Origin of the sequence: Mesorhizobium sp. M1342 (genome assembly GCF_040317955.1) — a bacterium.
In the GTDB taxonomy this organism is placed as follows: Bacteria; Pseudomonadota; Alphaproteobacteria; order Rhizobiales; family Rhizobiaceae; genus Mesorhizobium.
Genome location: NZ_JAMYLI010000008.1, coordinates 98,740 through 111,810, shown reverse-complemented (window position 1 = coordinate 111,810; position 13,071 = coordinate 98,740). Strand labels below are relative to the sequence as shown.

Annotated in this window: 13 protein-coding genes; 7 read left to right on the top strand and 6 right to left on the bottom strand. The window is 58.1% G+C overall.

The window, feature by feature from the left end:
* Positions 1-56: 56 nt before the first annotated feature.
* A complete protein-coding gene (locus NKH06_RS10350; RefSeq protein WP_352892950.1) occupies positions 57-2,351 on the bottom strand; it encodes an FdhF/YdeP family oxidoreductase in 2,295 nt (764 codons plus the stop codon).
* Between the two features lie 764 nt (positions 2,352-3,115).
* A complete protein-coding gene (locus NKH06_RS10345) occupies positions 3,116-3,673 on the bottom strand; it encodes a VOC family protein (protein ID WP_050592726.1) in 558 nt (185 codons plus the stop codon).
* A 308-nt stretch (positions 3,674-3,981) separates the two neighbouring features.
* On the opposite strand from NKH06_RS10345, the gene NKH06_RS10340 reads away from it, so the two are divergent.
* The 4 genes from NKH06_RS10340 (at position 3,982) to NKH06_RS10325 (ending at position 6,834) form a co-directional block, all read left to right on the top strand.
* Complete coding sequence (locus tag NKH06_RS10340; protein ID WP_023812734.1) at positions 3,982-4,692, top strand: SDR family NAD(P)-dependent oxidoreductase; 711 nt, start codon at positions 3,982-3,984, stop codon at positions 4,690-4,692.
* Between the two features lie 237 nt (positions 4,693-4,929).
* Positions 4,930-5,193 (top strand): hypothetical protein, encoded by a 264-nt coding sequence (locus NKH06_RS10335; RefSeq protein WP_245273263.1) that lies wholly within the window; start codon positions 4,930-4,932, stop codon positions 5,191-5,193.
* A gap of 234 nt (positions 5,194-5,427) precedes the next feature.
* Positions 5,428-5,664 carry a tautomerase family protein gene (locus NKH06_RS10330; protein ID WP_128302954.1) on the top strand — a complete coding sequence of 79 codons (237 nt, stop codon included), beginning with the start codon at positions 5,428-5,430 and terminating at the stop codon, positions 5,662-5,664.
* Positions 5,665-6,132: 468 nt separating this feature from the next.
* Positions 6,133-6,834 (top strand): type 1 glutamine amidotransferase domain-containing protein, encoded by a 702-nt coding sequence (locus NKH06_RS10325; protein WP_023812736.1) that lies wholly within the window; start codon positions 6,133-6,135, stop codon positions 6,832-6,834.
* 311 nt (positions 6,835-7,145) lie between these two features.
* On the opposite strand, the gene NKH06_RS10320 is transcribed toward NKH06_RS10325, so the two are convergent.
* Positions 7,146-7,577, bottom strand: coding sequence for a GlcG/HbpS family heme-binding protein (locus tag NKH06_RS10320; RefSeq protein ID WP_352892946.1), 432 nt, complete (start codon positions 7,575-7,577; stop codon positions 7,146-7,148).
* Between the two features lie 532 nt (positions 7,578-8,109).
* Between NKH06_RS10320 and NKH06_RS10315 the strand changes: the two genes are divergently transcribed.
* The 3 genes from NKH06_RS10315 to NKH06_RS10305 all read left to right on the top strand — a co-directional run bounded on the left by NKH06_RS10315 (position 8,110) and on the right by NKH06_RS10305 (position 10,758).
* Entirely contained in the window at positions 8,110-8,706 is a 597-nt protein-coding gene (locus tag NKH06_RS10315) for a peroxiredoxin family protein (protein WP_352892944.1), read from the top strand.
* A 554-nt stretch (positions 8,707-9,260) separates the two neighbouring features.
* Positions 9,261-9,536, top strand: coding sequence for a hypothetical protein (locus NKH06_RS10310; protein WP_023812738.1), 276 nt, complete (start codon positions 9,261-9,263; stop codon positions 9,534-9,536).
* Positions 9,537-9,642: 106 nt separating this feature from the next.
* Positions 9,643-10,758: a redoxin family protein gene (locus NKH06_RS10305; RefSeq protein WP_352892942.1), complete on the top strand. Its 1,116-nt coding sequence runs from the start codon at positions 9,643-9,645 to the stop codon at positions 10,756-10,758.
* Between the two features lie 1,030 nt (positions 10,759-11,788).
* Here the strand turns inward: NKH06_RS10305 and NKH06_RS10300 are convergent.
* The 3 genes from NKH06_RS10300 to NKH06_RS10290 are packed head-to-tail and all read right to left on the bottom strand — an operon-like array spanning position 11,789 to position 13,005.
* Complete coding sequence (locus NKH06_RS10300; RefSeq protein WP_352893043.1) at positions 11,789-12,031, bottom strand: hypothetical protein; 243 nt, start codon at positions 12,029-12,031, stop codon at positions 11,789-11,791.
* On the bottom strand, positions 12,010-12,135 hold the full coding sequence (locus NKH06_RS10295; RefSeq protein WP_023812740.1) for a hypothetical protein: 126 nt from the start codon (positions 12,133-12,135) through the stop codon (positions 12,010-12,012). Before NKH06_RS10295 ends, NKH06_RS10300 begins: the two co-directional genes overlap by 22 nt.
* 45 nt (positions 12,136-12,180) lie before the next feature.
* Positions 12,181-13,005 carry an enoyl-CoA hydratase/isomerase family protein gene (locus tag NKH06_RS10290; protein ID WP_164892871.1) on the bottom strand — a complete coding sequence of 275 codons (825 nt, stop codon included), beginning with the start codon at positions 13,003-13,005 and terminating at the stop codon, positions 12,181-12,183.
* Positions 13,006-13,071 lie beyond the last annotated feature (66 nt).

Here is a 13,071-nt window from a genome sequence, read left to right as displayed (position 1 = left end):
TTGCCGAACTGATTGTTTGGAGGCGCACGACACGACGGAGACGATTTCTTTTGCGATCAGGATGAAGCTAGTGATACTCGAACCGGAACGCCTTTGTAGGATGGCGTGCCTGACAATCGATCGTAGTGATTAAGCGACATGACCACGTTCATCTCCGGATAGTAGCCCGCCAACGAACCTCTGGGGATGTCATAGGCGACGACCGTGAGTCCGCGCACGAGATGCTTGTCGTCTGCCCCTTCGGTCAGCCCCTGGACGTCGACACGATCTCCGTCTTTCAGTCCTCGGCCGGCGAGATCCTCGCCATTCATGAAGACCACGTCGCGCCGCCCGAACACACCGCGATAACGATCGTCCAATCCATAGATGGTCGTGTTGTACTGGTCGTGGCTACGGATCGTGGTCAGCATTAGTGAGTCATGACCGTCAGGTAGTGGATCTTCCCAAAGGCCTGGAGATGTCAGAAAATTTGCCTTGCCCCCAGGGGTGTCCCACCGGCGAAACGACGCCGCGATGTCCAGCCTGAAGCCGCCTGGCTTGCGCACGCGCTTGTTAAACTCACAGAAGTCGGGAAAGACCTCCTCGATCTTGTCGCGGATAACGTCATAGTCTGCGATCATGCCGTCCCAGTTGATGCCATGCCGATTGCCAAGCGTGGCTTTGGCGATCCCTGCGATGATTGCGGGCTCGGATCGGACGAGATCGCTCGGTGGGTACAGGAAGCCTCGCGACGCGTGAACCATGGACATCGAATCTTCGACCGTAACCAACTGTGGTCCCGATGACTGCATATCGAGGTCGGTGCGACCGAGGCACGGCAGCACGAGGGTAGTCTTCGCGGTTAGCAGATGGGAGCGGTTGAGCTTCGTTGCGATATGCACCGAAAGGTCGAGTTTGCGCATGCCTTGAAACGTGGCCTCTGGATCAGACATTGCGACAGCGAGATTGCCGCCGAGGCAGATCAGCGCCTTGGCGCGGCCATCGATAGCGGCTTCCACGGCGTCGACCGCGTTGTGGCCTTTCCCGCTTGGCGGTCGAAATCCAAACGCACGTTCCATGCCGTCGAGAAGTGTCTTGCTCGGAATCTCGGTTATGCCGACTGTCCGGTCGCCCTGAACGTTCGAGTGACCCCGGATAGGCGCGATGCCTGCGCCCTCGCGGCCGATGTTTCCTCGCAGCATCAAAAAGTTTGCAATCTGCTGGACGTTGTAGGTGCCCCTCGCATGCTGCGTGATCCCCATGCCGTAGCAGACGATGACCCTTTCTGCCTTCGCGTAGACGCCCGCAGTGCTCTCGATGGCCTGCTTCGTCAAGCCGCTGGCCTCGAAGATCTCGTCCCAACGGGTGGCTTCGACGTCGGCGCGAAGTGCATCAATACCGGAGGTATGCTCGCCGATAAACTGCCTGTCGAGGACTCCGCCGCGGCCTGCGGCAAGACTTGCTGCGTCAAGCTCGAAAACCGCTTTCATGAGTCCCTTTAGAGCGGCCATATCGCCGCCCACGCGGACCTGGTAATAGGCCGAGGCGATCGGCGTCGAGGACATCGTGACCATCTCGACGGGGTCTTGGGGCGCCGCGAACCGTTCGAGCGCGCGCTCCTTAAGGGGATTGAAGACGATGATTGGAACGCCGCGGCGGGCCGCCTGATGAAGAGTCGTCATCATTCGCGGGTGGTTGGTACCCGGATTGTGTCCGAAGCTGAAGATCGCGTCGGCGTGATTGAAGTCTTCGAGCGTCACTGTCCCCTTGCCGACGCCGATGGATTTTGGAAGGCCAACGCTGGTGGCTTCATGACACATGTTGGAGCAGTCCGGGAGATTGTTGGTGCCGTAGGCGCGAACGAAAAGCTGATATAGAAACGCAGCTTCGTTGGAAGCCCGTCCAGACGTGTAGAATTCCGCCTGATCTGGCGAGACGAGAGTATTCAGTTCGCTGCCGATCAACTTGAACGCCGCATCCCAACCGATTGGTTCAAAGCGGTCGCTGGAGGCGTCGTAGCGTAGTGGGAGCGTGATACGCCCGGCATCTTCCAACTGGTGATCCTTCCAGTTCCAGAGTTTTGACACGGTGTGTTCCGCGAAGAAGCTCGCATCGGCCGTCTTCGCGGTGGACTCCCACGTGATCGCCTTGGCGCCGTTCTCGCAGAACTCGAACGACGAGGTGTGCTTGGGGTCTGGCCACGCGCATCCGGGACAGTCGAATCCTTCCGGCTGGTTCGCCCTCAGCAAGGTTCTGCTGCCCTGCACGGCAATCTGCTGGCGGGCCAGCGTCTTGGCAACCGCCTTCAACGCATCCCAGCCACCTGCCGGATGGTCGTAGCGCAAAATACCCGGGGGGCGGGTCTTCTTCATTTTATTTTCCTTGAACGGTTTATTCGGCCTAAAGCGGCGTCCGCTGCCATTGCATGTCACTGGGCGAGGCGTTTGAAAGAGGCCGTCTCCCGGCGGAAGGAGACGGCCCCAAGGCGGATCTTGGCTAAATCCGCGCGCTCCGGCGGAGGGGAGGACGCAGGAGCGTTTCGCTGCTTGCAGCGGATCGCCTTGTCAAAGACGGAGGCGATGTCTAGACGCTATCCCTGACGCCGCCCCTGCATAAGTGCACTTTGGTATCGCCCGTCGTGATTTTGCCTTGCTGTCGACGGCCCGCCGCTGGAGGCTGCACCATGTTTGATGAACAAATGGATCTTGTAGCGGCCGTCGCGGTCCGCCTGTGCGACGCTGCGTTCGCATTTAGCGGCGGTGCAGGGAACGATCGTGTTTGTAAAGCGAACGTAACCTGCATCGGCCGGTCAGGGCTCAATGCGCCCAAAATTCCCCGCCTTGTCTTCGACGATGCGACTTGCAAGATCGCCGTTCTGCTTCAAAGCGTTTCGAGCCAGGGTCACTCCAAGGTGAGTCGAGCGGACGCCCTCAGGCGGGGATGCGCCGGCCTTCGTGATTTATCGACGCCGTTTAGCGCCAGTGGTAAACCGTCACCACGTCCTGCGTTTCCTTGAAGCGCAATGAAAACCACGCAATGCATTCAGTCAGATCGCACGAGATTTGATTGCAATAGGCGTGGGACGTGGTGACGTAGTCGAGCCCTGCGCGAGCCGAACCTGAATCAACAAATTCGCTTACCGCTCAGATCCCCAGACGGCTTCGTGAAGCTGCGTCGTGAAGCTGGTGTCGGTAGGAGCTCCAGGTAGACGCGCCGTCACCTCCTGCAAGGTCCATCCGTTGCCGTCGGGATCCTCGAACGTCAAATAAGAGGCATAGCTCTTCCTATCGGGATTCGGCCCCTTGGCAATTCCCTTGCCGTTAGAGTGATGGAAGATTCCGCCGACGTCGTGGAAAAGGTCGCTGACTTTTACGCCGCGTCGTACGAGGTCGTCGCGCGCGGCAAGGATGTCGGGCACGACTAGATGCATGCCCTGGGCAGAGCCGGGCGCCGCCGTGGTGATGTTCTGGCCGAACATCACGGAGCCTCCTGAGCCGACTGGGGTTAACTGGACAATGCGGTAATCGTCGCCCTTGCCGTGGTCGATGTCCAGCCGCCAGCCCAGGTTTTTGTAGAACGTTAAAGCACGATCCACGTCGGATACCGGGATTACAACGAGTTCAAGATTCATGCTGGGCGGACTGGTGTCTAATGTCTTAGCCGGTGGTTTCGCTTGCAGCGTCGGGTCGGTCATGTCGGCTCCTATTGTTAGCCCGCCGCAGGGTCTTTTCGCGGTGACGTCAGGTAAACAAGGTGGATTCTGACCGGTATTGTCCGAAGGTGTGCCCGACACTTTGGTATTGGCTGCGGCCCACTCGTTACGCCTGAATCGCGAAGCGCCGATAAACTACGCGCAATAGACATTCTGCCGAAAAGCGGTGAAGTGAATGCCGCTGCTCAGCAATTCTCCCGATGATTGTGAGCCCTTAAATCAATCGCACCAACGCCGAGGGCGCCGGGCGGCTCGAGCAAGGGCCGCAGCAATTGAAAAGGATATATATTATGAGCAATCAGCAGAAGGTCGCTATAATCACTGGTGCATCACAGGGCATCGGCGAAGGTCTTGTCCGCGCCTATCGCCAGCGGAACTACCGCGTGGTCGCCACCTCGCGTTCGATCAAGCCGGGTTCCGATGACGGCGTGCATGCCGTAGCGGGCGACATTTCCAATCCAGAGACCGCCGAGCGCGTCGTCCGCGAGGCGATCCAACGCTTCGGTCGGATCGACACGTTGGTCAACAACGCAGGCGTCTTCACTGCAAAGCCTTTCGTCGACTTTACGCAGGAAGACTACGACCTGAACTTCGGCGTGAACGTTTCGGGCTTCTTCCATATCACGCAGCGGGCTGCGAGGGAGATGCTCAAGCAGGGTTCCGGCCACATCGTCAGCATCACGACGAGCCTTGTGAACCAGCCGGTGTCGAGCGTTCCCACGGCTCTCGCTTCGCTCACAAAGGGCGGATTGAACGCTGTGACGAAGGAACTGGCGATCGAATTCGCCAAGACTGGGGTCCGGGTGAACGCCGTATCTCCCGGCATCATCAAGACTCCGATGCACGCGCCTGAAACTCACGAGTTCCTATCCGCTCTCCACCCGGTCGGCCACATGGGCGAGATCAGCGACATCGTCGACGCCGTGATTTACCTCGAGAACGCAAATTTCGTCACGGGAGAGATCCTACACGTCGACGGTGGCCAGAACGCTGGCCGCTAGTAGGTTCACCAGGAAGCGGGTCACGTGGCGTGGTTACGCCGCGGGCCCTGCCGACAAACTAAAGGAAAAAAATGGAACTCGTGCTGGCCGCCGATCCGATGTGCTCTTGGTGTTATGGATTTGCCAAGCAAATGGAACTTCTGATGCATCGGCGTCGGGACGTCTCATTGACGATCATCCTCGGTGGACTGCGCGCCGGAGCGACCGAGACGCGGGCAAGCAGTTCAGAGTGCACCATTGGCGAAGGTGGAGGAGGCCAGCGAGGTGCCGTTCAACCGCGAAGGCCTGCTTGCAAGGACTGGGTTCGTCTACGACACCGAGCCTGTATGCCGCGCGGTCGTTACCGCCCGGATCCTTCGCCCGCAGGCGGATCTTCTCAAGGTTTTCCGTGCATTCCAGCACGCGTTTTACGTCGATGCGCTTAACACCACGAACGGCTTCGTACTGGCGGAGGTGGGATCCCGCGCTTTCAAGGACTTGGTCACCCGTCAACCCCGATGAATTCCTCGAGGCCTACAGGAAGCGGAGTACCATCGAAGAGGTCGCGACAGACTTCGCGACGGCTCGTGCCATAGGCGTTTCTAGCTTTCCCACGCTGTTCCTCAAGAAGGGTGGAACTCTGCGAAGGGTCGGCGCTGGCTATGCGCATGTCGATGAACTGGAGAAGCATCTTGCGGCAATGGCCGCCTAGAAACCTAGAAAGAAGATTCGAATCTTGAGCGAGGATATTACGAAATGCCCATAGTCACTGTACAGGTAACGCGTGAGGGCTCGGCTCCTGATCGCAACTCGGTTACGGCCGAAGAAAAGGCCGCCATCATCGCGGGCGTCAGCCAAGTCATGCTCGACGTCCTCAATAAGCCGCTCGAGTCAACCTACGTGGTCATCGAAGAGGTCGAGCTCGACAACTGGGGCTGGGGAGGTCTTCCAACCGTCCAGTATCGGAAGACTAAGGCCGAAGGGAAAGCCTGACATCGAGTTGATCTCGTGAAGCTAACATGACGCCGCCGGCGGCCCGGCGGCATTGTGGTTCCGCCGCGCGGAGCGCCAAAGGATGCGAAGCTCTTGCGTTCGAGTAGTTCTTCAACAGAACGCTCCGGGCATCGGGCATACCATCGTGCAGTAGCGTTCGCTTCGGTCTGTAGGATCCTGCTGCAGATGGAGCGTTTCGGCAAAGGCGGAGACCAGTTCCTGGCAGCGAGCTCGGGAATGATTGCTGACTGGCCGTGTGGATTGGGGTCCCGTTCTCGAAATTTGAAGCCCATGAAAGTCTGAGCGACATTGTTGCGGCTCAAGACCATCTGTTTCGGACCACGCTGTTGCTCAACCGATACCAAGGTGCTGGCGATACCAATGTGCACATGCAAAGCAGGATGATCCCAGACAACATTCCATTCGTACGGCCACCCGCTGCGAAACAGAAATGGAAGGAACTTACACATGAAGATTCTCATGGTATTCACCTCGCATGACATACTTGGAAACACCGGGCGAAAGACGGGCTTCTGGCTCGAGGAGGGCGCTGCACCCTACTATGTCTTCCGCGATGCGGGGTTCGATCTGACGCTCGCGTCACCCAAGGGTGGGCAACCCCCGGTTGATCCGAAGAGCGATCTGCCAGAGAACCAGACGCCTGCCATGACGAGGTTCAAGCAGGACGAGGCCGCGCAAAAGGTGTTCGCCACCACGAAGAAATTGAGCGAAGTCCGTTCCGATGATTTCGACGCCATCTTCTATCCAGGCGGCCATGGTCCAATGTGGGATCTCGTGGACAATCCCGACTCCATCAAGCTCATCGAGTCCTTCTACAATGCCGGCAAGCCAGTGGCTGCCGTCTGCCACGCGCCCGCTGTCCTGCATCGCGTGACCTATCAAGGTGCTCCGATCGTCAAGGGGAAGCGGGTGACGGGCTTCACCAACGGTGAAGAAGAAGAAGTGCAACTGACGAAGGTCGTGCCGTTCCTCGTCGAAGACGAACTCAAGAGGCTCGGCGGTCTCTATGAAAAAAAGGGGAACTGGGAAATTTTCGCAATTACCGACGGCAGGTTGATTACCGGACAGAACCCGGCATCTTCCACCGCAGGAGCGCAGGCGCTCGTAAAGCTTCTGAACAGCGCGGCGGCCAGTGCTACCGCCGCATAGCCCTAACCGTGAGGCGAAAAGAGAGAGGTCGCGGGACCAGTGTCGCGCGGCCTTTTTTGCGACTTAGTGGTGGAAAAAATTGGCGCGCTCCAGGAGGCGATTCTGGCAAGGACCTTAGGCGGCGATATATTTGCACGGAGGACGTCGGCGGACTTCCTCTATGCCGCAAGTCACCGTTCCAGTAGTGGTGCAGGGAATTTTGGGGCGTGGCTCCTCGAGAGACACACAAATCTCTAGGCAGTACCAACCGCTCAAAGCCGAAGTCCTGCGATGAATGGAGACGAAAGAGAGCCAGGGGCGTCTCAAGGAAACTAGGTCACCACGGCTGGGGCGAGAGTCTCCGGGTCTGCGTTCCTGAGAAGCTTAAGCGCTCCCTCCAGTATCCCCACATCCTGGGCAACAGTGCCGCCGCTTATACCGACGCCGCCGACGACTACGCCGTTTTGTACGAGAGGTGCGCCACCACCCATCGCGCAAAAGCGTTCTTGTGACATCAAATGAAAGAGTTCTTTGCCGGGCTGCACGAGATCGAATAATGCTGATGTTCGTAGTTGCGTGAGCGCGGAGGTGTAAGCCTTGCGCTCTGAAATCAGCATCGAAAAGGCGAGGGCGCCGTTCATCCTATGCTGGAGCACAGTGTTCCCGTGAACATCGATCACGGTGACGCTCATCGGAACTTGAGCACGCAGAGATTCCGTCTCCACATGTCCGGCGATGTCCTTCGCCAAAGCAAGCATGTCCATGTCACTGTTCCCCTGTTGAGTTGTGTCAGGTCGGAATGCCTGGGAGTTTGCGGCGGCAGCAACCATATCGCTACTGAACCTTGGTATCGCCGAGCAAAGTATTCGGCTGCGTCACCTTCTCGGAGCGGATCCGATCAAGGAAGCTGAGGGCCGCTTCCAGCGAGGAGCATCGGCGAGTGCGCAGGACGTGCGGTTCGGATTGGGCCTCCGCATCATCAATGCCGAGCAGTGAAGTCCACCTAGGGGACGCCGACGTCTTTTAGGAGTTGCTAGGCGACATGGATGAGTGACGCCCGCTTTCGAATGCGCAGAGCGTGTGACGGCACCCTTCCCGCCAGGGATTCTCACGAGGGCACCGTCACACCGGCAAGATGTAGCCACCTACTCCGGTCGGCGATACGATCGTATTATAGATTGCCAATGGCTCTGTTCGCTATTTTCACAGAGACGGTCCGGGTGGACTGCGACGTCGCATACGGGCTACCTGCCCTCGCAGGGCTGGCTCGTGAATGCCAGCCCGTAGGGAAACAAGATGAGATCGGACATCGTGCCGGGCGCGCCATTTCCAGACTATGAATTGAGCGATCACACGGGAAAGCGACGTAGGCTGTCTGAACTCCAAGGTTGGAATCCGATGGTGATTGTCCTTAGCCGTGGCAGCTTCTGCCCCAAGGACAGATGCCAAGCGGAACGCCTACTTCAGCTTCATCGTGAGATGGAGGTAGGATACTGTAAGATGGTCACCATCAGCACTGACACCGTCGCGGAAACCCACGAGTTTCGGAGCGGCGTAGGGGCGCATTGGCCTTTCCTGTCAGACCCGCGACGTACCATCCAAAAGGATTTAGATATCGCGGAGTACACGGATCCGGCGCACAACCCAATGATACCACACGTCGTTGTTCTCGAGCCCGGACTGATCGTTTACAATGTGTATAACGGCTACTGGTACTTCGGCCGCCCCACAATCGAGGAGCTGCGGCAAGACCTCCGGGCCGTTGGGCGAAAATGTTTCCCGGACTGGGACATTGCGCAACCAGAGCTTCGAACCGCTTGGAAAGAAGGCCGCAAGGAACAATTCTATCCGTACGGTAGGTCGTTTTCCCAAACTCTTGCCGACGAACCGTAAGGGACTGGTAGAAGGCAGCGGGGAGGGCGAGTGCCAGCCAGCTTGTTCCCTTCCATCTCGGGTCCGCCGCGACATCCGAAGGTAACCTGGATACTTCTCACGGACTGCCATCCCACACGGACCAGCATTCGGACTGACTGCCTTGCCTTCACCGGCACTACTGTAGGTAGTTGGAGGAGCGCTTGAGAAAGTACAATCCGAACTTGTACGCACTACTCGGATCATGAGCCTGTGCTGCTCTGACAGCATCGATTGCGCACGAGGTAGACCAGCCGCTTTCAGGCATTATCACCAATGCCGGCGCCTGCCTCCGGGCACTGGCGGCCGATCCACAAAACGTGGATGGAGCGCTGGAAATTACGCGGCGTTCCATTCGGGAGGGCAATCGGGCGGTCGATGTGCGTGTGGTACAAAAGTATCGCCGATACCAACGTGCAATAGCATCCAATAGATCGCATAGGTCATCTGCATATCACTTCTGACCCTCGTCAGATGTACCTTTGGACGCCCATCGTCATTGGGACGATGGCGAAAACCCAAGAGAGGTCTACACCATGAACATCAAAGCGATTGGTCTCGGTGCATTTGCACTTTTTTGTGTCGGCAGCACAGCCCTCGCCGGCGCACTCGATGTCGTCGATAACATCGGGCCATTCTACACCGACGCCTCGATGAAGACCCTGAAGCCTATGCCTGAGTTCAAGGCGGTCTTCATGGCCAAGCCGAAGCCCATGCGCGAAATGATCATGCGCGAATGCAACGACGCAGCGATGAGCAAGCCCTATGCCGAGTTCTGCGCCAACGTGAATGCCCTCGGCGGGATGAAATAGTCCCCCGTCATTGCCCCCGCGAACGGCGCCTAAAATGGTGGCGGGCAAGCCCGCCATCAATTTTCCGCGTCGAAGACCACAATCAAACCATGGAGGGAGTTCGCGCATGAAGACGAACCTCTTGTTGGCCTCGTTCCTACTCATCACTTCGATTGGGCTGCCGAATGGCAGTTTTGGGGCCGACGATATGGGTCTATCGATGAGTTCCAAAGGATCGCACGGCTTATCCGTCCAGGGCTCGATTTTCGGCTGGTTTGCCGGCCAATCGGAGTTGCCGTCAATAACGCAAGCCGACGAGTGGCTCAATTCGCCACCACTGACGCCGACGGCACTCCGTGGAAAAGTCGTCCTTGTGAGTTTCTGGACTTACACCTGCATCAACTGGATGCGCGCACAACCCTATCTCCGCGCTTGGTCGAAAAAATACCAAAGCCAGGGGCTGGTCGTAATTGGCGTCCACTCCCCGGAGTTCCGGTTTGAGAAGAACGTCGACAACGTCCGCCGCGAGGTGAAAGCGCTGGGGGTCGACTATCCCGTCGCCATCGACAGTAAGGGAGCGATCTGGAGCGCTTTCAACAACAATTTCTGGCCGGCATTCTATTTCATCGATGCTCAAGGGCGAGTGCGTGATCAGCATTTCGGTGAAGGTTCATACGACGAGTCCGAGAAGATCGTTCAGCGATTGCTGGCAGAAAGTGGCAACGAGGTCGTAGGCAGTGATCTGGTGTCGGTCGATGCGCGCGGCCTCGAAGCCGCTGCGGACAAAGCCAACCTGAAGTCTCGGGAAAATTACGTCGGCTATGAACGCACCCAAGGCTTTGTTTCCCTGGGCGGAGTAATTCGCAACAAGTCGCATCTCTTTGAAGCGCCGGCACAGTTGCGCCTGAACGAATGGGCGCTTTCGGGCGACTGGATCATGGCAAGCGACGGCGTGTCGGTGAAAAGGGCCAACGGCCGCATAACGTACCGATTTCACGCCCGCGATCTGCATCTTGTGATGGGGCCGGCATCGCCGGGAACGTCCGTGAAATTCCGCGTCCTTATCGATGGCAATGCACCAGGCGGATCTCACGGACTTGACGTCGATGAACACGGCAACGGAACGGTAAGCGAACAACGCCTGTACCAGCTTATCCGGCAACTAGGGCCGATCGTAGACCGCCAATTCGATATCGAATTTTTTGGCCCTGGCGTCGAGGCATTCTGCTTCACTTTTGGCTGATTACGAAGCTGTCGCCCATCCCCGTGCCCCTTTGATCGAGCCGAGCAAAAGCGGGATTAGCAAGTGGAGGGATCAAAGCTGTCGATTTTTGGGTTCGGCGACTACGGCGCCGTTGGTTGGTGTGCAGGCTACCCAATCGATGCTTTGCTATCTCTGGTGCGGCGAGTTCCGAAGGTATCGGCAACACGTTGGTGCAATGGATTTGCGCATCAGGTCGTCAATCTGTCCTGCACTTTCCGAAGGGTTGGGAAGAATACGAGGGGCGCCATGATTGAGTTCTTTCTAGCGGTTTCGTCCGCTGCCGGTTCCGCCAGGTTGGTCCACGGATCGTCGTGCGGGACGCCAACGCCCTGGGAACTGCTCGTAGGCCTCGCGCTGGCTTTTTGGAGAAGACATCAACCTCGACATCACGACGTTAACCGCGCCACCCTTCCGGCTAAGTCGGCCAAGCGTGGGTGAAGCACGCTGATCGACATTCCTGAGAGTGCCTCGAACGTTCGTTACGTCATATCGCTTTTTCCACACCCCAACTGCGTTCCTCGCGCCGGCTGCGGTGGATCCCCAAGCCGTCGACTTTCATGGACCCTCGATGGTATGCCATCCTGACATCGGCAAGACGCTCTCAAGGTGCCGGCAAAGCCGTATTTTGCATCGCACTTCTTGTTCGTCCTCCAGGCCCACCAAAATTCACTTACAACATTTTGATTTTAGTGCTGCTTTGTGCCGCGGCCCACAAAGTGGACTCAACCCCCCTCGATAGAAGTCAGCTTGAAACAAACTGCCGTCTAATAGGCACGACAGTTCGCCCGCTTGAGCGATTGAGAGCACGTATGACAGACAAATAGACAGTGCTGGAACAGAACCAGTGTTTGAAGTTGCCGCGATGTGGCGCGCGATCACGATCATGCGACTGCTGGGCTTTCTGGCCAGAAACCGCGTCGCGTGCTGGCCGTGCTGGAGCGGCTCTACATTGCTTTTTTGGTTGTCCGTCTGCGGCTGACTGCGAGGGCGTCCTCTTCGATAGCAGCGGCTATGCAGGATCTCGGTAGATGCATGCCGCATGGCCCACGAGCGGCCAAGGCCCAAAGGACGACAGCATCATACCACCGAGGGCCATTTTCCGCGTGAGCCGCCACCTAGAAGCGATTGGCCTGGCTGGACGAGCGGCAGGATGTCCGCCGTGCGCAGGCGTACGAGGGCAGAAGTATACCTTTCGCTCGGAAATCTCGAGCGCGAAGATAGGCGCGCCGTTCATCCGGTGTTGGAGTACCAGATTGCCGTGAACGTCGATGATGCATACTGCGACTGGACGTCGGCCTTTGTCGCTTCCGCTTCCACACGTTCGGCAACCAACTTCGCTTTCTTGGGCAGATCCATGGGATTAGCCTCTGTTTGAGAGGACGCCGTTGCCATCGACAGCGGTTATCGCGGCGGCAACTCGCCTAGGTGAAAAGCCAGCCGATTCTCGACATCTCCGGGCGCCTGGAAGCCCTTAGCGGTAAGCGTTCTGATCCCTTCCTGAGCGGCGGGTCGGCTCAGCGAGGCGATGCAGGCTTCCCAGCCCGCGCCCAGCTCGACATCTGGTGGAAGGCTGGCGTTGACCAAGCGCTTGGTCTGCGCGATCGCCCATTTATCGAACCTGGAAATGCGCGTGGCGAGCGCATCAACGTACGCGTCAAGATCTGCGTCAGGCAGCGCCTTATTCACGTACCCATACGCCTCGGCCTGATCTCCGAGGATGTCCTCGGAGGCCAAAAGGACCTCCATAGCCCGATTGCGACCGATCAGGTGAGGCAGACGGGCCATCGGCCCGCCGCCGGCGACCATACCCACGCCAACCTCCCACTGGGAGATGATGGCCTTTTCCTTGCTAGCGAAAGCCATATCGCAGGCAAGGGTGATTTCGCTCCCGTTACCCGTCGCGCGACCTCGGATTAGAGCGATCGAGGCCACAGGCGCGCGCGTCAGTCGCACAAGAAAATCCGGCCAGGGCGGCAGCCCTGTAGACCCCGGCGGCAGCGCGAGCATATCCTCGATCCGTGCCTTGAAGTCTGAATGGTTGAGGAAGTATCCGTCGATGCTACTGTCGAACACCACAACTCGAACGTCTTCGTCAGCCTCAATGGTGTCAATCAGATGTGTGAATTCTTGCACCATCTGCGGACCCATGACATTGAGCGGAGCATTGTCAAACGTAACTCGCCAATAGGCGGGCGTCCGGCGTGTCAGGCGAATCTGCGAGGTCATTGTCTTGGCGTCCACTTGACCCTCCTTCGGTGTTTGCATCCTGGATCTGTTCAACATGAGGCACCG

Bases quoted from the DNA above. Each gene is read 5' to 3' on its own strand.
- NKH06_RS10350 (WP_352892950.1), bottom strand. From the start codon at position 2,351: ATGAAGAAGACCCGCCCCCCGGGTATTTTGCGCTACGACCATCCGGCA.
- NKH06_RS10345 (WP_050592726.1), bottom strand. From the start codon at position 3,673: ATGACCGACCCGACGCTGCAAGCGAAACCACCGGCTAAGACATTAGAC.
- NKH06_RS10340 (WP_023812734.1), top strand. From the start codon at position 3,982: ATGAGCAATCAGCAGAAGGTCGCTATAATCACTGGTGCATCACAGGGC.
- NKH06_RS10330 (WP_128302954.1), top strand. From the start codon at position 5,428: ATGCCCATAGTCACTGTACAGGTAACGCGTGAGGGCTCGGCTCCTGAT.
- NKH06_RS10325 (WP_023812736.1), top strand. From the start codon at position 6,133: ATGAAGATTCTCATGGTATTCACCTCGCATGACATACTTGGAAACACC.
- NKH06_RS10320 (WP_352892946.1), bottom strand. From the start codon at position 7,577: ATGGACATGCTTGCTTTGGCGAAGGACATCGCCGGACATGTGGAGACG.
- NKH06_RS10315 (WP_352892944.1), top strand. From the start codon at position 8,110: ATGAGATCGGACATCGTGCCGGGCGCGCCATTTCCAGACTATGAATTG.
- NKH06_RS10310 (WP_023812738.1), top strand. From the start codon at position 9,261: ATGAACATCAAAGCGATTGGTCTCGGTGCATTTGCACTTTTTTGTGTC.
- NKH06_RS10305 (WP_352892942.1), top strand. From the start codon at position 9,643: ATGAAGACGAACCTCTTGTTGGCCTCGTTCCTACTCATCACTTCGATT.
- NKH06_RS10295 (WP_023812740.1), bottom strand. From the start codon at position 12,135: ATGGATCTGCCCAAGAAAGCGAAGTTGGTTGCCGAACGTGTGGAAGCG.
- NKH06_RS10290 (WP_164892871.1), bottom strand. From the start codon at position 13,005: ATGACCTCGCAGATTCGCCTGACACGCCGGACGCCCGCCTATTGGCGA.